This is a genomic window from Pedobacter sp. W3I1 (assembly GCF_030816015.1).
GTDB lineage: Bacteria > Bacteroidota > Bacteroidia > Sphingobacteriales > Sphingobacteriaceae > Pedobacter.
Genome location: NZ_JAUSXN010000001.1, coordinates 248,319 through 269,462, shown reverse-complemented (window position 1 = coordinate 269,462; position 21,144 = coordinate 248,319). Strand labels below are relative to the sequence as shown.

Below are 21,144 nucleotides of genomic sequence, written 5' to 3'. Positions count from 1 at the left end.
GGTTAGCTTCCCATTCCGAAGCCCTTCATTACCCCACGGTTAGAATTACGGATAAAATCTACAATTTCATCACGGATTTCAGTAGGTTTAAATTCGGCTTCAATCATGTCTAAAGCTTTGGTTACATTATTGTGCTTCACAAAAAGTACACGGTAAATCTCTTGGATCTCGTCAATCTGTTCGTTGGTAAAACCTCTTCTGCGCAAACCCACAGAGTTAATGCCTGCATAAGATAGTGGCTCGCGGGCCGCTTTAACATAAGGAGGGACATCCTTACGGACCAATGAACCACCAGTTACAAAAGCATAAGAGCCTACTTTAACGAATTGATGTATGGCAACCAGGCCTGCCAAAACTACATTGTTTCCAATGGTAATGTGGCCAGCCAAGGTGGTGCTGTTAGAGAAAATACAGTTATTTCCAACCTCACAATCGTGCGCAATGTGCGAGTAAGCCTGAATTAAACAATTGCTGCCGATAGTGGTTTTCCACTTATCTTTAGTACCACGGTTAATGGTAACGCACTCACGTATGGTGGTATTATCACCAATTTCTGCCGTGGTAACTTCACCAGCGAATTTTAAATCCTGTGGTTCTCCAGATATTACTGCACCAGGAAATATGCGGCAATTTTTACCGATACGTGCCCCATCCATAATGGTCACATTCGATCCGATCCAGGTTCCCTCACCAATCACAACGTCTTTATGTATCACTACAAAGGGTTCGATTACCACGTTTTCGGCAATCTTTGCCTGGGGATGTATATATGCTAAAGGTTGTATCATTATTGAGCGGGTTCTGCTTGTTTAACTTTTGAAATTTGAGCCATCATTTCGGCTTCGACAACGATTTTTTCGCCAACCATACCTACACCTTTCATCTGGGCAATGCCCCTTCTGATCGGTTCAAGTAAATCGCAGCGGAAAACAATAGTATCGCCAGGAAGAACCTGGGCCCTAAAACGTACGTTATCTATTTTTAAGAAATAAGTTAAATAATTTCTAGGATCTGGAACGGTACTTAACACTAAAATACCACCAACCTGAGCCATAGCCTCAATTTGAATTACACCAGGAAAAACCGGTGCACCAGGAAAGTGACCTTTAAAAAACTCTTCGTTCATGGTTACGTTTTTAACGCCTACCACGTGGTTTTTCGAAAGTTCTAATATTTTATCAACGAATAAGAATGGCTGACGGTGAGGCAAAATATCCATAATCTGAACAACGTCATATAATGGTTTTGCACTTGGATCGTAAACCTTCTGTATTTTTTTATTTTTCTCTTTTTTAATTGCTGCTTTAATCTTTTTTGCAAAGGCAACGTTTGCTGCATGGCCTGGGCGGGCAGCCATAATATGGCCTTTTAAATGCATGCCAACCAAAGCTAAATCGCCAATCATATCTAATAATTTATGACGGGCAGGCTCGTTTTGATAACGCAGTTCCATGTTGTTCAAAATTCCTTGCGGGGCAACATCGATATCTTTACGGTTAAATAATTTAGCCAGGTGGCTTAATTCATCCTTCGTAACTTCTTTATCTACAATTACAATGGCATTATTTAAATCACCACCTTTAATTAAATTGTGAGATAACTGGTATTCTAATTCGTGTAAAAAACAGAAGGTACGGCAAGAAGCAATTTCTTTCTTAAACTCTGCAATGGTATTAATGCCGGCGTGCTGGCTGCCCAAAACAGGAGAATTGTAATCGATCATACACGTAAAACGATAATCGTCTAACGGCATGGCTACAATTTCTACTTTTCTATCTTCTTCGGTATAGGTAATGTTATGTGGAATGGTGAAATACTCACGATCTGCATTTTGCTCAACTGTACCTACTTCTTCCAGTAAATCAACAAACTGGATAGAGCTCCCGTCCATAATTGGTGTTTCCGGGCCGTCTAATTTAATGAGTATGTTATCAAGGTCCATACCAATCAAAGATGCCATTACGTGTTCTACAGTACTTACGCTAGCGCCATTTTGAGTAAGCGTAGTGCCTCGTGAGGTATCGGTAACGTTATCTGCATCGGCTTCAATAATCGGGTGGCCATCTAAATCAATACGCTGAAATTTAAAGCCATGATTTTCGGGGGCCGGGCAAAATGTTAAAGTAACATTAGCGCCTGTGTGTAAACCAACACCAGATGCTGATATTTCTTGTTTAATCGTTTTTTGTCTAACGTTCATTGTGTATTGTATTCTTTTCCAGTTCTGCTGTGAGCCTTTTCAATTCCTCTTCGAGCGCATTTATTCTTTTTTCTACATCTGGAAGATGTTTGAAAATTACTGAAGCACGCATCCAGTTGCGCAATGGTTGCGCCGGACTACCATGCCATTGTTTATTTTCTTCTGTAATGTTAAAATTTATACCGGCCTGTGCGCCTATCTGAGTACCCTTAGCTAATGTTAAGTGCCCGGCTATACCAACTTGCCCGCCAACAACACTGTTAGGGCCAATTTTTGTACTTCCTGATATGCCTGACTGTGCCGCTAAAACGGTGTTTTCGCCAATTTCGACATTATGTGCAATTTGGATCAGGTTATCGATTTTTGCACCTTTTTTTACAATGGTTGATCCCATTGTTGCACGATCTACAGTGGTATTTGCGCCAATTTCTACATCATCTTCGATAATTACATTTCCGATTTGAGGTATTTTATTGTAGGTACCATCTTTTTGTGGCGCAAAACCGAAACCATCGCTTCCGATAACGGTATTAGCATGGATGACCACTCTGCTACCGATTATTGAATTGTGATAAATTTTTACACCAGGAAAAAAAGTGCTGTTATTGCCGATTTTAGAATTAGCGCCAATAAAAGTTTGCGCATTTATTTTGCATCCCTCAGCAATTTCTACGTTTTCGGCAACATAGGCAAAAGCATCAATAAATACATTTTTGCCAATTTTTGCTGTTGGGTGTACAAAAGCCAGCTTATCAATTCCAGATTGTGCAGCCTGTGCGTTTACCGCCTCGTTATATTTATCCAACAAAATGGTAAAGGCACTATAAGGATTTTCAACCCTTATTAAGGTGCTGGTATAGGGTTGGGTAGGCGCAAAATCCTTTGAAACGATAACAACAGAAGCCTGAGTTGAATACAAGAAATTTTCGTACTTAGGGTTCGAAAGGAAAGACAAAGAGCCTTCCTTACCATCTTCTATTTTAGAAAGTTCGGTAACGGCTACATCAGGGTTACCATCAATGGAACCGTTTAGAAACTGACTTATCTGCGTGGCAGTAAATTGCATCGTACAAAGGTATATGTTAAATTGATATGAACAAAAAAACCTGCTCGGGTTAAAGGGTGTATATTTACACAATAATAAGACTTAAAACGGCACTAAAAGTTAAATATTTTGTTAAATAACCTTAAATCCCTCTGGGGTAACAGAGGATATATTTTTCTACAGTTTTTTGTAGCGACTCCAGGTTGGACAAATCTGAAGCCTTCGCAATATCAACAATATCGTTATTTTTCATCAGAATCTTGATATTTCCAACCCCTGCGTTATATGCACGGTTTTGAATTGAATCGGTAAAAACAAAATACCTTGCTTCTTCAGACTTGATTTCTAATAAATTAACGGCTGCATCCTGCAAAAAGTTTACACGGTCGTGATTAGCCATTTCGTTACCCATTTCTACTTTATAGAGATTTCTGGAGGTAAGCATTTTACACAGCGTAGACAAAATTTTATCTGGGTATTTGGTCCAAACCTTAACTGCGGCATAAATATCCTGATCATCAAGGTTGGTAAAATGTTCGAGATTTTCGTGCTGCGCAAAGAAATTAGCCTCGTTAATATCGTTTTTTAAGAAATAATTTAATGATGGTGAAGCGAATAAATCGGCTCCAGCGGCTGATAATTCTTTTGCACGCTCTAATAACTTTACCAACATCATCTCGCCCGATATAACCGTTTTGTGCAGATAAACCTGCCAGTACATCAGCCTGCGGGCAATTAAAAATTTCTCGATCGAATAAATGCCTTTCTCTTCGATCACCAGGTTATCCTCGTACACGTTAAACATCTTAATAATCCGGTCGAAACTGATTACGCCTTCGCTAACGCCCGTAAAAAAACTATCACGGTTTAAATAATCCATTCGATCTAAATCCAACTGACCGGAAATCAATTGATGAAGGAACTTTTTAGGATAGGTGCCATTAAAAATCTCAATGGCATGAGTTAAGCGCCCATTAAAATGTGCATTCAGGTCCTGCATCAGCTTTGCTGAAATATCTTCATGTTTAATTCCGGTAACCAAAGAATGCTCTAAGGCGTGTGAAAAAGGCCCATGGCCGATATCGTGCAGTAAAATGGCCAAAATGGCGGCTTCTTCTTCGCCATCGGTAATTGCATGTCCTTTGCTTTTTAAAAGGTTGATGGCCAAACTCATTAAATGCATGGCACCTAAGGCATGGTGAAAACGGGTGTGTAAAGCGCCCGGATAAACCAAATGTGTCATTCCGAGCTGTTTGATGTAACGCAACCGTTGGAAATACGGATGTGAAATTACATCGTAAACTAATTCGGACGGAATACTGATGAAACCGTAAACCGGATCATTTATTATTTTCTTCTTGTTCAATCGTTAAAAATAGTTAAATAGATAGATACGGTACAAAAATTGCTATTTTTATTTATAGTTTGATTTACCTGCCAAATTAAAAAGGCAATACTTACCTATTTTTACAAAAACATGCAAGAAACTAAAATATTATGGGCCGATGATGAAATCGACTTATTAAAACCACATATATTATTGTTAAATGATAAAGGTTATCATGTAACCACATTTACCAATGGAAACGACGCGTTAGAGGCATTTGGGAAAGCTCACTTTGATCTGGTTTTTTTGGATGAAAATATGCCGGGAATGAGTGGTATCGAAACCTTAGGGGCCATTAAAAATTTAAATCCCGATGTTCCTGTTGTGCTGATTACGAAAAGTGAAGAAGAGAACTTAATGGAAGATGCGATAGGTAGCAAAATTGATGATTATCTGATCAAACCCGTAAACCCGAAACAGGTTTTACTAACCATTAAAAAGCTAATCGATAATAAACGCCTGGTAAGCGAAAAAACTTCTATGGCTTACCAACAGGATTTCCGCCGTTTGGGCATGACTTTAGGCGATAGGCTGAATTACGAAGAGTGGGTTGATGTATATAAAAAAATCGTTTTCTGGGAGCTTGAATTAGAGAAACTGGATGACCCACAGATGCATGAGATTTTAACCATGCAAAAACAGGAGGCCAATACACAATTTACAAAATTCATTGAAGAGAATTATCTCGACTGGATTAAGAATAAAGATAAAGCTCCTTTGCTTTCGAATGAGCTGTTAAAGAAAAAAGCTTTTCCTCATATTAATGATACTACACCTGTATTTTTTATCCTGATTGATAATTTGCGTTACGATCAGTGGAAAATTATCAATCCTTTAATATCAGAATATTTCAGAATTGATGAAGAGGATATGTATACCAGTATTTTGCCAACGGCAACACAGTATGCCCGTAATGCAATTTTCTCCGGAATGATGCCTTTGGATATGGAGAAACGTTTTCCTCAGCTTTGGCAAAATGATGATGATGAAGGTGGAAAAAACATGCACGAAGAGGCTTTTTTGGCCGATAACATTAAACGCAGTTTAAGAAAAGATTGTAAATTCAGTTATAATAAAATCCTCACTTTTGAGCAGGGAAAAGATTTGGTTGATCAAACGAACAATTTGTTGCAGAATGATTTTAACGCCATTGTATTTAACTTTGTTGATATGTTGAGCCATGCCCGTACCGATATGCAGATGATTCGTGAGTTGGCTAATGATGATGCGGCTTACCGTTCGTTAACCCTATCCTGGTTTGAACATTCGCCGCTTTGGGATTTATTGAAAAAAATCTCTCAGAAAAAGGTAAAGGTGATTATCACCACCGACCATGGGACTATCCGCGTTAAAAAACCGGTTAAAGTAATCGGCGATAGAAGCACAAATACCAATTTAAGATACAAACAGGGTAGAAACCTTAATTTTAATGCGAAAGAAGTGTTTTTAATTAAAAACCCTCATGATGCCTTATTACCCAAGATCAATATCAGCAGCAGTTATATTTTTGCACGAGAGGATAGTTATTTTGTTTATCCGAATAATTACAATCAGTTTGTGAATTACTATAATGAAACCTTCCAGCATGGGGGTATTTCACTGGAGGAAATGATTATTCCCGTAGTGACGTATTCGCCGAGGTAATGAAATAGAATTGAGATACTAGATTTGAGGCCTGTCTTTTTTCAAGAGGGCCGTCCTCCTGAACTTGTTTCAGGATCTGTCACTACACTGATTAATTAAAGATTTCTCCTCCAAAGGAGCTCCTTTGGAGCAGTACGGTCGAAATGACGATATATAAAAGGCAAAAGCAATGCAATTATGTATTACTTTTGCCTTTATTTTTTAAAAATGGATATCGAAGTAAATAGTTTAGCAGATTTACCCGCTGTTGCACAACAGCTTTCAGATTTTGCCGGGAACCAAAAAGTCTTCATTTTTGAGGGCGATATGGGGGCTGGAAAAACAACCTTCATCAAAAATTTCTGTAAACATTTAGGTGTTGATGATGTGGTTTCGAGCCCAACTTATTCTATCGTTAATGAATATGAAAGTCCTAAGGGTCCGGTGTTCCATTTCGATTTTTATAGAATAAAAGATATTAACGAAGCCTATGATTTGGGCTATGAAGAATATTTTTATGGTGGTGGCGTTTGTTTAATCGAATGGCCGGAGCGAGTGGAAGAATTATTACCCGAAAAATTTATTAAAGTGGAGATAAATGTGCTGGATGAAAACCGCCGATTATTCAGGTTTTCGAAGGTATAACAATTAGTTATCAATAAATTAACAGATTTTCCTTATCTTGAACAACCTAAAACTACCAAAATTTTAATTCAACATGGCTACAGGATTACGCGAAGGAATGGCCGATATAGCTCGTCAGGGTTTACTACAAACGCAAGAGGCAAAGTTAGAAACCAGAAATAAAAAGAACAGTCTATACATAGGAATACCCAAGGAAATTTCTTTCCAGGAAAATAGAATTGCGCTAACCCCTTTATCTGTTGCCTTGTTGGTAAACAACGGGCACCGGGTTGTTTTAGAAAGTGGGGCAGGCATCGCCGCTAATTTTTCTGATACCGAATATGCAGAGCAGGGTGCTAAGATTACCTATAACAAAAAAGAAGTTTTTGATGCTGATATCCTGGTGAAAATTGCGCCCCCCATGCTGGAAGAGATTGAGATGATGCACAAGGGGCAAACGCTTATTTCTTCTTTACAAACCGGAACGCTAAAGCAGGATTATCTAAAAGCATTGATGCATAAAAAAATTAATGCATTATGTTTTGAGAATCTTCGCGACGAAGGTAATGTCCTCAGCGTAGTACGCGCCATGAGCGAAATAGTAGGATCGACCTCTATTTTAATTGCTGCAGAATATTTGAGTAATGTAACAGGAGGTAAGGGATTAATGTTAGGGGGCTTTACTGGCGTTCCTCCAACAGAAATTGTTATTTTGGGCGCCGGAACGGTTGGCGAATATGCCGCCAGAACAGCTTTGGCATTAGGGGCGGAGGTAAAAGTTTTCGATAGTTCCATTTACCGTTTACGCCGTCTGCAGAATAATTTGGGCAGCAGGGTATTTACTTCGGTAATGCAACCTATTGTTTTGAATAAGGCTATTGTAACCTGCGATGTAGTAATAGGTGCCATCAGGGCTACCCACGGACGTAGTCCGTGCATCGTAATGGAAGAAACGGTTGCCCGAATGAAACCACACTCGGTGGTAATTGATGTAAGCATTGATCAGGGGGGCTGTTTTGAAACTTCTGAGGTGACAAATCACACCAATCCGGTGTTTAGAAAATACGATGTAATTCACTATTGTGTGCCAAATATTGCTTCTCGCGTGCCAAGAACGGCCTCTTACGCTTTGACGAACATTTTTGCCCCAATTTTATTGGATATTGGTGAATTTGGGGGCTTAATGAATATGGTGTGGAATACGCCTGGTATCCGCGAAGCGCTTTATATTTATCAAGGTAATTGTACCAATAAAGATCTGGCCGATATGTTTAACCTGCCGTTTAAAGACCTTGAATTGTTGGTGGTTTCGAATCAATAGAACCATACTCCGTCATTGCGAGGAGGAACGGACGAAGCAATCTAAATATAGACGTTTATGAAATTCAATTTATTGATATTTTTTCTCATCATCTCTGTTTCGGGTTTTGCTCAAAACAAACCTTTGGCGGCAAAAAAACTGGTGATTGTAAGTTCCTATAATCAATACCTCGCTTCTATAAAAACGAATCCAAACAACGAGTTGGTCGAAATCAAAAAAGCTATTCCCAATATCAAATTAGATATCCGCTACGCCACTAAGAATAACTTTATGCAGCAGGTAATGTATAAGCAGGCGAGGGCATTCGCCAGAAAACCAGTGGTAGAATCATTAAAAAAAATCCAAAAGGAATTAAATAAAAAAGGCTACGGCTTAAAAATATTCGATGGGTATCGGCCTTATGTTGTTACTGTTGAGTTTTATAAAAAGGCCAGCGATAAAAATTTTGTAGCTAACCCGGCAAAGGGGTCTAAACATAATAGAGGTTGTGCCGTAGATTTAACCTTGATTAATCTGAAAACAGGTAAAGAAATACCTATGCCAACCCCTTACGATAGTTTTTTGGCTGCCGCTGCGGCAAAATACGAAAAGGTATCGCCAGAGGTTAAGAAGAACCGCGATTTTCTGATCGCTATAATGGGTAAGTACCAGATGAATGTGCTGGATAACGAATGGTGGCACTACGACTTTTCTGGCTGGAAAAAATACGATTTGATGGATATTCCTTTCGAGAAGCTTTAGAGGTTTATTAACCACTAGTTCATTTGTTCAATAGTCATTGGTTCATTGGGCTGGGAGCATACCAATTAGTTTCGTCATTTCGACTGGAACGCAGTGGAATGGAGAAATCTATCCTTTTCCGTGGTGTAAGATGTTACCATCTTACACTAAATTTATTAAATTTTAGCTCTCCAATTGTCAGGTGGTAACACCTGACATCACAAACTACAAATGATGTGGCTTTCCGTATTGTTCCATTTTTACCCTGGCCTTATCTTCCTTTACAGCCAGTTCAAAAATATAATCATAATCATCATCCGTTAATTCCTCTTTAGGTTTTTTGCCACCAAGGGCTTCAATAATCTCGAGTACGGTGTTAGAATGGCCCGCTACAATAACGGTTTTGCCAACATAATTGGTTTTAATGCTGTCTACCAGCGATTTAATGTCTTTATAATCAATCACCTTCGGAATCACCAATGAATCTAATGTTTGGTGTGCTCTTTTTGTCGGTGTGGCAAAAGCAGCATCAAATTTTACCTTTTTAAGGTAGGTTGCTAAATCTCCTGCACGAACCCTTCCTTCATCCGAAAGATCAGGATTGGTATCCTGTGGGTTCGATTTGTCTTTCTCTGCGTGCCTAACAATCCAGACATTAGTGGTTTGTGCTTTTACAGATTGAAATAAAAATAATACGGCTATAAGTAACAGGACTTTTTTCATTGGTTTTTGATTTGAGTTATAAATATTCAAAAAAATATTGGTTCAGGGAAATTGGGTGTTTTCCACAAGCAAAAGGGACTGTATCATAAGTTGTGATTCCATTCGAACTTGTCACGTTGAGCTTGTCGAAACGCTTTTTGGAGCATTTAAACAGGTCCTTCGACAGGCTCAGGATGACAATTCGATATTATGATACAGCCTCTTTGGTTGATATTTATATTTTAGTTAGTCTAATAGCCATTATTTTGCCATCCCGTTTTATTGTTCACATTATCAATTTCCATTTGAGGAACCGGATAGATACTTCTAAAAGCAGGAATACCCGGGAATACTGTTGCCATTTGAGTTGTTCTAACAATATCAAACCAGCGGTCGGCCTCTAAGGCTAATTCCAAACGTCTTTCCAGGTAAACAGCGCTTCTAAAATCTGCCTGAGTTAATAATGTTGCCGCTGTTTTAGTTGTTGCATTTGCATTTGTTCGCACCGTATTTAAGGCTTTAAATGCTTCTGTATTACCGTAAGCAACTTCGTTTAAAGCCTCTGCATACATTAATAAAACATCAGCACAACGAAGCACAGGAAAATCTCCACTGATTTCTGTAGAGTTAGAAACTGCACTGTTAAATTTACCTGGACGAATCCCTGTACCCGTTGGAGCAACCAAAGCCCTACGATTATCACCAGTTTCAAACAAAGTCTGAGGAATTGTTATTGTATTTGTGTTATTGTTATTCCGATAACGATTATCTTGGTTAACAGCTTCTTTTACCCCGCCATTTAGATACAAAACTGCAAAAATAATATCCTTGCTGGTTTTTAAGCCACTCGGAAAAGTTGTTGTTTGTGGCACAACAGAAAGATTAGTCCCGGCATAAATCGCAGCTACAATAGGCTGCAAAGTTGATACAACCAGATCGTATTTCTTTTGATACAAGTAAACCTTAGCTAATAAAGCTGATGCGGCATAGCTTGTTGCTTTACCTCGTTGAGCATCTGGCCATGTTGTTGGTAATTTTGTTGCAGCATCAGTTAGATCATTAATAATTTGTTGATAAACGGCAGCAGAAGTTGCCCTTGTGTTTTCCCTGGCCTCAGCTGTTTTTTGAACTTTTAATACCAAAGGAACATTTCCCCAAAGGCGGGTTAAGTTGAAATAGCTTAATGCCCTGATAAATTTAGCCTGACCGATAATCTGATTTTTAGTTGCTTCAGCCATGCTAATTCCCGGCGCTCTATCTAAAATAATGTTAGAACGATAAATTGCTTTGTAATGCCCTTGCCACGATGCTGCTAAAATAGTATTTGCTGAAGTTTCAGAGAAAACCTCGATAGCGTTACGCACACCCGCTCCAGATCCCGGGTCGTTATCGGTAACATTATCGCCACGAATTTCGCCTAAGGTAAGCATGTTGTTTCCGTACAAGCTATCGGTTTGCAAAGCGTCGTAACAACTTACTAAACCCCCTTGTAAACCTTTTTCATCAACATAAAAGGTATTTTCTGTGTAAGAATCCAGCGGTTTTAAATCTAGAAATTTTTTGCAGGATGTAGCTGAAATGATTAAGCCACAGGCAAAGATTGGTATGATATATTTTTTCATGGTCTTAATTTTATAAAGTGATGTTTAAACCGATTGAAGTTGTTTTCGCTGTTGGATAAACACCATAATCTTCTCCATTTGTGGTGGCCGCAGAGCGATTAGTAACCTCTGGGTTATAACCTGTGTATTTTGTGAATGTGAATGGATTTTGCATCGAAACATATAGCCTTACTTTGGTTAATGAAAGTTTCTTAATCAAATCCGTTGGGAAAGTATAACCCAATGCTATATTTCGGATACGCAAATAAGAACCGTCTTCAACATGCCATGTAGAGGTTGTTCCATTACTGCCTTTAGCCACACGGTTTGCCCTTACATCTTGTCCGCTGCCTGGATTACTTTCAGAAACCCATCTATCTAAAGAGCTAATCATGTTATTCATGTTACCTTCTTTATTAGCAAAGTACCTGCGAGAAAGGTTAAGGATTTTATTTCCATAAACACCTTGCATTGAAATATTTAAGTCAATGCCCTTATATTCTGCTGATGTGGCAAAACCATAAGTGAATTTGGGTAAATAGTTGCCTACAATTTCACGATCTTTGGTTAAATCAATTACGCCATCGCCATCAACATCTTTAAATTTAAAATCTCCGGGTTTTGACGTATTTAAATCAAAATTTCCCTGAGTATCCAGGTAGTGAGGATAAGCGTTTACTTCTGCCTGGTTTTTGAAAACACCCAAAACAACAGGTAAATAATACGACCCGATTGGTTCGCCAACCCTGGTTAAGAAATAAGCATTTGCAACTGATCCGGTACTGATGATATCTGCATTTCCCGGGCCTAATTCTACCACCTTATTTTTGTTCTTGGAGAAGTTACCACTAGCGGTCCATTTTACGGCACCAAACTGCTGCGTAGTACCTAAGTTAATATCAATACCTCTATTGTTTACCTTACCAATGTTTTTCAATTCAGAAGCAAAACCTGTAGATAATGGCACAGGAACATTTAGTAATAAATCAGTTGTATTGCTGTTATAGGCATCAACTGATAATGTTAACTGATTGTTCCAGAAAGCAACATCTAAACCAACATTTAACTGCGTTGTTTTTTCCCAGCTTAAATCATCGTTAGGTTGTGCAAAAGGAGCGGCACCATTAACAACTCCAGGAGTTCCTCCACCAAAAACATAACCATAATTAGTCATGGCGCCTTGAGCCAAATAATTTGGTATATTGAAGTTACCCGTTTGACCATAACTTGCCCTAAGTTTTAGATCGGAAATGGCTTTAGCGTTTTTCAGGAACTCTTCTTCTGATAATCTCCAACCCACAGAGGCGGATGGGAAATAACCCCATTTATTATTTGTTCCAAACCTCGAAGAACCATCGGCCCTTACCGATCCGGTGAATAAATACTTGCCTCTATAGCTGTATTGCAATCGGGCAATACCAGAAGCTAACGACCATTGTTGCCTTGTTGATGTTCCGTTAGTTACTAAACCTGCACTTAAATATTCGATTTGGTCACTAATAAAACCTTTGGTGGCAGCGGCATAATTACCACTTAAATCATCTTTTTGGTTAGACCAGCCCAATAATGCACTCAGGTTATGATTGCCAAATGTTTTAGTGTAATTTAAAGTATGTTCTAATAACCAGTTGGTTTCTTTTATTGTTCTGGAACTGGCCTGGGCATCAGATAATGGATTTCCTGCCGTATTTGACAGTGGAATTATGGAAGGGCGGAAAGTATCTTCGGCGCTGTTAAAAATATCAAACACCTAATTGAAGTTTATATTTTAAATCCTTGATGATTTCTGCTTCAATAAATGTGCTTCCTGTTAATCTGTTTGAGCCTACATCATCTTTTTGCAACATCGCTAAAGCTACCGGGTTCCAGGCTTGGGTTTCCCCATTCCCCGTTATCGTAGAACCATTTGGCAAAGTTGTTACCTGGCCAGGACTCCACGAGTTTTGTGCAAAACTGTAGCTTCCGTCTGAATTATAAACCGGCCAGAGTGGTGAGTAGTGAAGTGCTGAAGCTACAATACCTCCTGTGTTTAAGCCATTTGCATTACCTGCATTATAAGCACCGTTAGCATTTAGTCTTTTTTCTTTAATTACAGATGGCGTAATATTTACACCGTATCTGAAAATCCCCTTGTTGCCATCCAAATTTAATCGACCGCTATAGCGTTTAAATCCGCTATTTAAAATGATACCATCCTGATCAAAGTATTCTAATGAAGCATAATATTTCATGGTTTCACTTCCGCCAGAGGCAGAAATTGAGTGATTCTGAATTTTAGCTGTTCTAAAGATTTCGTCCTGCCAGTCTGTATTTGTTAAGCCTTGTTGACCACTTAAATAAGGTAAAATTTCGGTAGGAATAACAGCACTCGTATTGTTTCCGGAGTTAACCAAACGCTGTGCATTGCTATCATTAATGTTGTAAATTATTGCAGGTAAGCCAGTTGCAGCATTTCTACGGTTAATTGCATCCATTGCATCAGCATAGGTATTGTTTCTCGACTCAAGTGTCATTTGAGCATATTGATACGCGTCCATCATATCAATTTTGTGCGCCAAACTTTGCCAGCCTGTATAACTGTTTACGTTGATTATCGCTGCGCCAGTTTTGCCTTGCTTTGTTGTAATTAAAACCACACCATTTGATCCACGAGAACCATAAATTGCTGCTGATGATGCATCTTTTAATACTTCTATTGAAGCAATATCATTGGTATTAATCGTGTTGATGTTGTCGTTAGAAATCGGAACACCATCAATTACGTACAAAGGATTTGAACCGGCTGTAATTGTACCAACGCCACGTACTTTAATAGATAACGCACCGCCAGGGGTACCAGATCCTTGCGAAATCTGAACACCAGACATTTTACCAACCATTGCCTCTGCGGCGTTACTAATGGGTTGATTCTCTAAATCAGAAGCTTTAATACTGGCAATTGCAGTGGTTACATCTTTCTTTTTCTGACTACCGTAACCTACAATTACGACATCCGTTAGTTTAGCAGATTCGGGAGTCAGTTGAATTAAAAGTGTTGCCTGCTCTCCTGCTTTTAACATGTAGTTCTCAATCGTTTTCGTTGTATAACCAATAAATGAAGCGCTAATGTTGTAAGGAACATTTGCTGTTAAGCCCGAAATTGAAAATTTTCCATCTGCATTAACCATAACGCCCTTTTTTTCGTTGGTTTTAGTATTTAGTAAAAGAATAGAAGAACCAATTAATGGCTGGCCCGTTTCATCTTTTACAATCCCCGTTATCTCCGATGTTTGAGCCCGGGCAGTTGCAACAGCTGTTATTAACAGCAGGCAAAAGAACAAGTGTTTTGTAAATTTTCTAAGCATAGTTATAATTATTAGTTTGTTTTTTTTGCAAAAAGATTCCCTGTCTGCTATTTTTTAGCAGCTCGTTAATTCAAAATATATTATTGGTTTATTTAGTAATTAGGTAGCCCCCGGTTGTTTTAGTTTGGTTAAGTTTGTTTAATTCCGTTATCTCTCGAAGAATTTTTTCTGCCTTACGATTTAAATCGATTGTACCTGTAAATGAAATTTCATCTAAATCATCAGCATTATAAATAATTTTAATTTTATAGTGTTCCTGTAGTTGATCAAAAACCTCTTTTAACGATGCTTGTGTAAAATTCAGTTCGTTAAGCTTTGGTAATTCCTTAACAAGCATGGCTTTATCAGATACTTTAACCTGATGTTTAATACTGTTATAAACTAATTCACTTCCAGGCAGCAAAATTTTGTCGAAAGTTAAAACCGATTGATCAGCGCTAATATTTTTAACCCAAACTTTACCTGTATGCAGCTCCACCTTAATAAGTTTATCCTGTTCCGTTGCGGTAATGGTAAACGATGTTCCTAAAGCAGTTGTTGATATTCCTTTAGCGTAAACAATAAACGGATGTTTTTTATCCTTAGTAACCTGAAAAAAGCTCTTACCTTTTAAATAAATCTCCCGGTTTGCTTTAACAAATGGAACAGCGTATCTTAATTCCCCCCCTGGGTATATTTTAACTGTAGAACCATCTGGCAAAACCAGCGATTGATTGTTACTCGTATAATTCACAATCGATTTCCAGTTAATTGCTTCCGTTATTTCCTTTTTAACCACATTGTTTTTAGCAAGATTCGGAGTTATTTCAGGTTTATTTAACAGCAAAAAAACAACACTAAGCAACACAAAGACAACTGCTGCTGCAGATGTAATTTTGAACCATTTCATTCTCAATGATTTGGCCAGGGTTTGGTTTTTAATCGCCGCAAATATTTCGTCACTTTTTTCATTTGAAATCTGCGCATCATCGGCATCATCCCAATCATCTTTACTTAAAAAATGTTGGGATAAATCATCTGTTTCTTTTAAATAGTTTACCACCAAAAGTTTTTCTTCGGGAGTACATATACCTTTAAAATACCTGTCTAAGAGCTCATCAGATATGTTCATATTACTAATACGATTGGATTTGGGAATAACCCGTAACGAGGTAGAAATATTTTTATTTAGCCAATAAATCCATCAGAAAGATAAATGCAGGTAAATAGGCATAACCATTAAGTTGCTTAATCGCTAAAGAAATATGCTTTTCAACTGTTCTTGGGGAGATGGAAAGTTGTTCGGCAATTTCTTTGTAAGAATATCCGTGAACACGATTTAAAACAAAAACTTGTTTTCGGGTAGGTGGCAAGCAGTTTAAAACAACTTCTAATTGTTTGTTGATATCGAATTGAAGACTTTGTTCATTAACTTTATCGGTCAAATCGGCACCATAATTTTTTAAATTTCGTTCATCATTTGCTAGTTTTTTAAAATAATCCAGCAATGTCGTTTTAGCAATTTTAAACAATTGCACATCTAAAGGGAAATCTTCGGTTAAAGTGTGCTTAAATCGCCAGAGTTTAATAAAGGCAAGTTGTGTAAGTTCTTCAGCTAAATCATCGGATGCTGTTTTCTTTAAAAAGTAAGCATATACTTTCTTATGCCATAGTTTAAAAACTATTTCGAAAGATCTATGGTTTCCCTGCCTAATATCTTGGATATAATTTGACAATGGCTCAAAACTACTTGGTTAATGTTAGCTGGAAATAAATATAGTGTTAATTTTATTTATTTGATTAACATTAATTTTTTTGAGTAATTAACTTATTCCAACGCCAAAATCAGCATAGCAACATCCGCATCGGTATGCCAGCTTGAAAGCACAATACGATTTAAAGGTTTATCAGTTGGAGCTGGATAAGGGAAAGATGAGATTAGAATTTGTTGCTTCAAAAGACGCTCGGCCAAATTTGAATCGCCGGGCAAATATACCGGAAAACCATCCTCATGTTTCCAGGTAAGATTTAATGCAGTTTCAAACAGCAGCATATTGTTTTTCAGCTTATTTAAAGCCTTTCGATATATTTCTTCTGCATGGATAAACGCATGGAGAGCGGCAGGGCTGGGCGGAGAAGCACCAATAAAGGTGTTTGTGGCTTTAAGTTTACTGATGATTTTATTTGAGGCCAACACAATACCAGCATCTACACCCAAAGCTTTTGCCATTGAGGCTACGATTACATTTTCAATGTTTTCTTGTTTCGGGAGATTTACAATGGCACCCATGCCATTGTTGTTTACGCCTATTCCATGCGAATCGTCTACAACCAGAATTATATTTTTATCCCTATTGATGTCTTTTACAAAATCGAAATCATAAATTTCGGGCACAAGATTGTTCATCGAATTACTAATCAAAACCCAATTTTTTTCTTCGGATGAATTTATTCTTTCAATAGTCTCTTGTTCCCAATCTCTGAATAGCATTAAATTTTTAGTTTGATTTTCTACCAACCAAAGTGCTGGGTGCGCTGCAGGGGCATAAATTACCTGCCCTAGTGTCGACAAAGCTTTAACGGTAAGTTGCGCAGCTAAATAACCACTCGACGTAATCAGTGCCGCTTCTGCCCCATAACGTGCAGCGGCTATTTTTTCGGCATCATCATAAATGCCTAACTGAATATTGTTGGTACGACTTGTTCCGTTGTTTAAGCCAAATTTTTTAATGCCTTCGATATATAAATCAATGAAATCCTGGTTTTGGGGAATGCCCAAATAAGCTGTTCCACCAAAATATAAATAAGTGTTTCCCTCAATATTTATTTTGTTAGAAAAAGGCTGATCAATCGATTTAAAGTTAGGCTTCATATTAATTGTAGTTTCTGCCAAGTTCATCATTTGCAGCACGGATAATAGATTTATCGCCATTATCATCATGGTAGAATTCCCAGAACATGATTCCATTTGCAATATCTTTGGCGAGTTTAGCTTTTTTCCTGGTGGTTATCGTTCCGTTATAGTAAAATTGAACGCCATCAATTAATGCATTATCTAAACTTACATCAGCACCTGCTGTTACAAAATCGCGATAGGCCTTAGCCGAGTTACTGGCATTTTTACCATAAGCCGGGATGCCCAAAACGGCTTTTTCTTTTGGCATACCGCGGGTGCTTAACCAATAATTTAAACTGGCAACGGCCATGTTGTACGATGCATGTTGAACAGGCTCATTTTTATCCCAACCAATGCCATCATACACCATAATATTAAAGAAATCTACAGCAGGGAAAACTTCCGATTTTAATCCATCCCGAATGCAGCCCGCGTATACACCAGGGGTTATGGCCGCACTTAAAAATTTATGGTATTTGTGTAGAGAATCTGAAAGCTCCTTCATCAGGAGCACGTAATTGTCTGCCGATCCATCGCTGGTACTTGGATATTCCCAGTCCATATCAACGCCATCCAGATTGTTGGTTTTGGCAAAAGTTAGTACATTTTTTACAAACAGGTTTCTGGCCATTACAGATGCCGCCATGGTTACAAAAACACTTTTCGTACCCGATATTGAAATGCCTGTTTTTACGCCGTTTGCCTTTGCTTTTTGCATTACGGTTGTAAATCGGCCGGGTTGTGCTAATGCCACTAAGCTTCCATCGGTGTTGGGATTTAGAAAAGCATAAAAGAGATGTGTAATCATTTTGAATTTCGAATCGGCAACGCCGGCCGGATCCCGGTAGCTTGGGAAATAACTTACAATTTTAAAGCTATTGTCGGGTACATAGGGTGTAGTTGGGATGGGAGGTGCTGTGGGATCCGTTATGGGATCATTTTTCTTACAGGATGATATGATAAGCAGGGTAGAAATGCCGATCAATAGATAGAATTTTTTCATAGGTTAGGTGTTATTGTATGCTACATATGCTTAAAAAGTATCGTGTATATAAGTTATTATCCTCACCATTTCTGCACGTACCTCTGCAGTTGGTTTTATAAAGCTGTTGTTCATGAAAGAATAGATGTACGTTTTACCCTTTTTTGTGAGTACGTATCCGCTTTGATTATGAACACCTCCGAGCGAACCTGTTTTTCCGAAAATAAAAGGTTTGTCTGTTTTGGGATAAGCATTTTTTAATGTGCCGCTTTTACCACCTGCAGGTAACAGGTTAAAAAGCTTCTCCGGATTGTTTACCAACCTGTAAATGGAATCGAGGAGGTATACATTATCACGCGGCGTAAATAAATTCTGGCGAGACAAACCAGATCCATCAGCCCACTTTACCTTATCAGGCAAAAAAGAAAGGTAGTTTTTGGTAATGTAATCAATGGCTTTTGTTGTGCTTAATGTATCGCCAATCTGATTGGAGCAAACCAACAACAAATGTTCGGCAATAAAATTATCGCTGGGTAACATCATGTGTTTTAAAACCGAATCGCGCTTAGCGCCCGGTAAAGTTTTAGCATCTGAAGGTATTTTAAAGTCGACAATACCTACCGCTTTGTGCAGGGTATCCGCTAATATTTCGACGGTAACCTGCGCACTGGTTTTATATGGGTTTTGCTGATTATACCCTGGTTGTGCTGAAACGGCAGGATAATGAAAGCGATTGCTTAAAAAATCTCTGCTTACCTGAAAACTGCCTGTTTTTTTTGTAGAATCTATTTCGAAACAGGGGACAAAAACCTTTGGTTCAATATTGATCTTATTTGGGCCGGCATAAGTAGAAGTCACCATATTATCCATAATTGGCATTTCGGTAATTTCTGGCTGATAATAATAATCGTAATCATCCCAGGCCCAGCCATCGCCAAAGAAACTGCCCGAATACCGTCCTGGAGAAAAGAACAGCTTTTTATTTGATGCCAAAAGGAAGTTGTAAGCTGATTTATCTTTTACTGCGAACTGTAAAAAAGCCGGATCTCCGGTTCCCCAAAAAATCAATGAATCATTCCGCTCAATATATTTTAAAGCAGGCATTAAATCTGGCAACATTTTTAAGCTCGCAAAAAAAGTATAAAGTTTGGTGTTCGATGCTGGCGTAAAATATTTATCAGCATCTTTCTGAAAAATCATTTTTTTATCTGCAGGACTGAAAAGCGCAAAGCCTACCTGATATTGTTTAATTACCTGCGAATTTTTGAATGTTTTGGCTACTTTTTTTGAAATGATTTTATTGGTTGAGCAACTGGTTAACAAACAAACAGATAGCGCAAATGCAAGAAAAATAAAATTATGATTTTTTAAGGGGAACATGTTCTAAATTTAGGTGACATAATTATCAACTAATTTATTAAATTTAGTTTAATGTTAACCAAATATAACCCCGATGTAATAATCTGTTTACGCAAACTAACAATTTGCATGGGGTTTATTTTTCTCGGTTTTTCTGGATTCGGACAGGAATTCCTTTTTAAAAGAAACCGGCAAAAACAATCCATTTCTTTTAAGTGTATCAAAAACCTAATGGTTATTCCGTTATATGTAAATGGAAAAGGACCATATGATTTTGTTCTAGATACAGGAGTTGGACCTATGATAATTACAGATCCATCCATTATTGATTCGTTGAATTTTAGTAAGCTCCGTAAAATCAAAGTCTCTGGCCTGGGCATCGAAACCGTTGAGGCCTATGTTTCTCAAAGCCTTGATGTTAAAGTAGGCAGTACAAGTATTGAGCATATACCAACGGCTATCTTAAAAGAAGATCTCTTTAACCTGTCGGGACATTTAGGGCTAAAAATTTATGGCTTGCTGGGTTTCAGTTTTTTTAACAGCTTTATTGTTGATATCAGATATAGTGAAAATAGGCTGATTATTTACGATCATGATGCCAGGATTAAATATCGGGGGAAAAAAATACCCATTGAAATAGAGAACCAGAAGCCGTATATTTTAGCCACCGTTGATGTTCCCGGGAGCAAAACCGTTGAAGCCAGGTTTTTAATGGATACAGGCGCCAGCCACGCTTTATCACTCGAAATGCTCAATGGAACTGAATTCCCGCTACCTGAAAAAAAAATCAAAGCTAATTTAGGGATGAGCCTTAGCGGCCAGATTAAGGGATATGTTGGTCGTGTGAGTAAATTTAATGTTGGAGGTTATGTTTTTAAAGACGTTGTTGCCGGATTTCCTGATTTTAAGAGCATTGCGGATAAGATCGATTTAAGAAAACGGAATGGGAATTTAGGCGCTGATTTACTTCGGAAATTTAATATTCAGTTTAATTATCAGGATGGCTTTATTTATGTTAAACCCAATGGATTAAGTAAAACCCCTTTCGAACACGATATGGTGGGTATGGTGATTTATCTCGATCAGAAAGAGTATAAAAGAGTATTGATTGGAGAAATAGACGAAAACAGCCCGGCAGAAAAAGCAGGTTTGTGCCCTGATGATGAAATTATTGCGGTAAACTTTAAAAATATAGATGTCTATTCTTTAAACGATCTTACCGAAATGTTTAAATCGAAAGCAGACAGAAATATAATTTTCGAAATTTTTAGAGATAATCAAGTCTATTTTAAAGTGGTTCGTCTCGAGAAGAGGATCTGATAAGCGTAATTTTCCAGTTACAAGTGCATTGTCGTGTAACA

General features: G+C 38.0%; 18 protein-coding genes. 5 read left to right on the top strand and 13 right to left on the bottom strand.

Annotated elements, in window-relative coordinates; genetic code table 11:
• Nucleotides 1-2 precede the first annotated feature (2 nt).
• The 4 genes from lpxA to QF042_RS01125 all read right to left on the bottom strand — a co-directional run bounded on the left by lpxA (nt 3) and on the right by QF042_RS01125 (nt 4,611).
• Nucleotides 3-788, bottom strand: coding sequence for an acyl-ACP--UDP-N-acetylglucosamine O-acyltransferase (gene lpxA, locus QF042_RS01140; RefSeq protein ID WP_029274294.1), 786 nt, complete (start codon nt 786-788; stop codon nt 3-5).
• Nucleotides 788-2,200, bottom strand: a complete 1,413-nt coding sequence (locus QF042_RS01135) for a bifunctional UDP-3-O-[3-hydroxymyristoyl] N-acetylglucosamine deacetylase/3-hydroxyacyl-ACP dehydratase (RefSeq protein ID WP_307524492.1) — start codon at nt 2,198-2,200, stop codon at nt 788-790. The genes lpxA and QF042_RS01135 overlap by 1 nt, the downstream gene beginning before the upstream one ends.
• Nucleotides 2,190-3,266: a UDP-3-O-(3-hydroxymyristoyl)glucosamine N-acyltransferase gene (gene lpxD / locus QF042_RS01130; RefSeq protein WP_307524491.1), complete on the bottom strand. Its 1,077-nt coding sequence runs from the start codon at nt 3,264-3,266 to the stop codon at nt 2,190-2,192. The genes QF042_RS01135 and lpxD overlap by 11 nt, the downstream gene beginning before the upstream one ends.
• 121 nt (nt 3,267-3,387) lie before the next feature.
• Nucleotides 3,388-4,611 (bottom strand): HD domain-containing protein, encoded by a 1,224-nt coding sequence (locus tag QF042_RS01125; protein ID WP_307524487.1) that lies wholly within the window; start codon nt 4,609-4,611, stop codon nt 3,388-3,390.
• Between the two features lie 111 nt (nt 4,612-4,722).
• On the opposite strand from QF042_RS01125, the gene QF042_RS01120 reads away from it, so the two are divergent.
• The 4 genes from QF042_RS01120 (at nt 4,723) to QF042_RS01105 (ending at nt 8,941) form a co-directional block, all read left to right on the top strand.
• Nucleotides 4,723-6,276, top strand: coding sequence for a PglZ domain-containing protein (locus QF042_RS01120; protein WP_307524485.1), 1,554 nt, complete (start codon nt 4,723-4,725; stop codon nt 6,274-6,276).
• 207 nt (nt 6,277-6,483) lie between these two features.
• Nucleotides 6,484-6,900, top strand: a complete 417-nt coding sequence (gene tsaE / locus QF042_RS01115; RefSeq protein WP_307524483.1) for a tRNA (adenosine(37)-N6)-threonylcarbamoyltransferase complex ATPase subunit type 1 TsaE — start codon at nt 6,484-6,486, stop codon at nt 6,898-6,900.
• 73 nt (nt 6,901-6,973) lie between these two features.
• Nucleotides 6,974-8,200, top strand: coding sequence for an alanine dehydrogenase (locus tag QF042_RS01110; protein WP_307524481.1), 1,227 nt, complete (start codon nt 6,974-6,976; stop codon nt 8,198-8,200).
• A gap of 57 nt (nt 8,201-8,257) precedes the next feature.
• The gene (locus QF042_RS01105; RefSeq protein ID WP_307524478.1) at nt 8,258-8,941 is read left to right on the top strand and encodes a M15 family metallopeptidase; all 684 of its coding nucleotides are present in this window, start codon (nt 8,258-8,260) and stop codon (nt 8,939-8,941) included.
• A 204-nt stretch (nt 8,942-9,145) separates the two neighbouring features.
• On the opposite strand, the gene QF042_RS01100 is transcribed toward QF042_RS01105, so the two are convergent.
• The 9 genes from QF042_RS01100 to QF042_RS01060 form a co-directional block, all read right to left on the bottom strand.
• Complete coding sequence (locus QF042_RS01100) at nt 9,146-9,643, bottom strand: phosphoglycerate mutase family protein (RefSeq protein ID WP_307524476.1); 498 nt, start codon at nt 9,641-9,643, stop codon at nt 9,146-9,148.
• Nucleotides 9,644-9,873: 230 nt separating this feature from the next.
• Nucleotides 9,874-11,244, bottom strand: coding sequence for a RagB/SusD family nutrient uptake outer membrane protein (locus QF042_RS01095; RefSeq protein WP_307524474.1), 1,371 nt, complete (start codon nt 11,242-11,244; stop codon nt 9,874-9,876).
• 10 nt (nt 11,245-11,254) lie between these two features.
• Nucleotides 11,255-12,973, bottom strand: a complete 1,719-nt coding sequence (locus QF042_RS01090; protein ID WP_307524472.1) for a SusC/RagA family TonB-linked outer membrane protein — start codon at nt 12,971-12,973, stop codon at nt 11,255-11,257.
• Complete coding sequence (locus QF042_RS01085; protein ID WP_307524470.1) at nt 12,966-14,567, bottom strand: SusC/RagA family TonB-linked outer membrane protein; 1,602 nt, start codon at nt 14,565-14,567, stop codon at nt 12,966-12,968. Before QF042_RS01085 ends, QF042_RS01090 begins: the two co-directional genes overlap by 8 nt.
• An 88-nt stretch (nt 14,568-14,655) precedes the next feature.
• Complete coding sequence (locus QF042_RS01080; protein ID WP_307524469.1) at nt 14,656-15,678, bottom strand: FecR family protein; 1,023 nt, start codon at nt 15,676-15,678, stop codon at nt 14,656-14,658.
• Nucleotides 15,679-15,730: 52 nt separating this feature from the next.
• Nucleotides 15,731-16,282 (bottom strand): RNA polymerase sigma factor, encoded by a 552-nt coding sequence (locus tag QF042_RS01075; RefSeq protein ID WP_307524467.1) that lies wholly within the window; start codon nt 16,280-16,282, stop codon nt 15,731-15,733.
• A 92-nt stretch (nt 16,283-16,374) separates the two neighbouring features.
• Nucleotides 16,375-17,418 carry an aminotransferase class I/II-fold pyridoxal phosphate-dependent enzyme gene (locus QF042_RS01070; protein ID WP_307524465.1) on the bottom strand — a complete coding sequence of 348 codons (1,044 nt, stop codon included), beginning with the start codon at nt 17,416-17,418 and terminating at the stop codon, nt 16,375-16,377.
• 1 nt (nt 17,419) lies between these two features.
• On the bottom strand, nt 17,420-18,445 hold the full coding sequence (locus tag QF042_RS01065) for a glycosyl hydrolase family 18 protein (protein WP_307524464.1): 1,026 nt from the start codon (nt 18,443-18,445) through the stop codon (nt 17,420-17,422).
• 30 nt (nt 18,446-18,475) lie between these two features.
• Nucleotides 18,476-19,804 (bottom strand): D-alanyl-D-alanine carboxypeptidase/D-alanyl-D-alanine-endopeptidase, encoded by a 1,329-nt coding sequence (locus QF042_RS01060; RefSeq protein ID WP_307524463.1) that lies wholly within the window; start codon nt 19,802-19,804, stop codon nt 18,476-18,478.
• Between the two features lie 210 nt (nt 19,805-20,014).
• Between QF042_RS01060 and QF042_RS01055 the strand changes: the two genes are divergently transcribed.
• Nucleotides 20,015-21,103, top strand: coding sequence for an aspartyl protease family protein (locus QF042_RS01055; RefSeq protein WP_307524460.1), 1,089 nt, complete (start codon nt 20,015-20,017; stop codon nt 21,101-21,103).
• Nucleotides 21,104-21,144 lie beyond the last annotated feature (41 nt).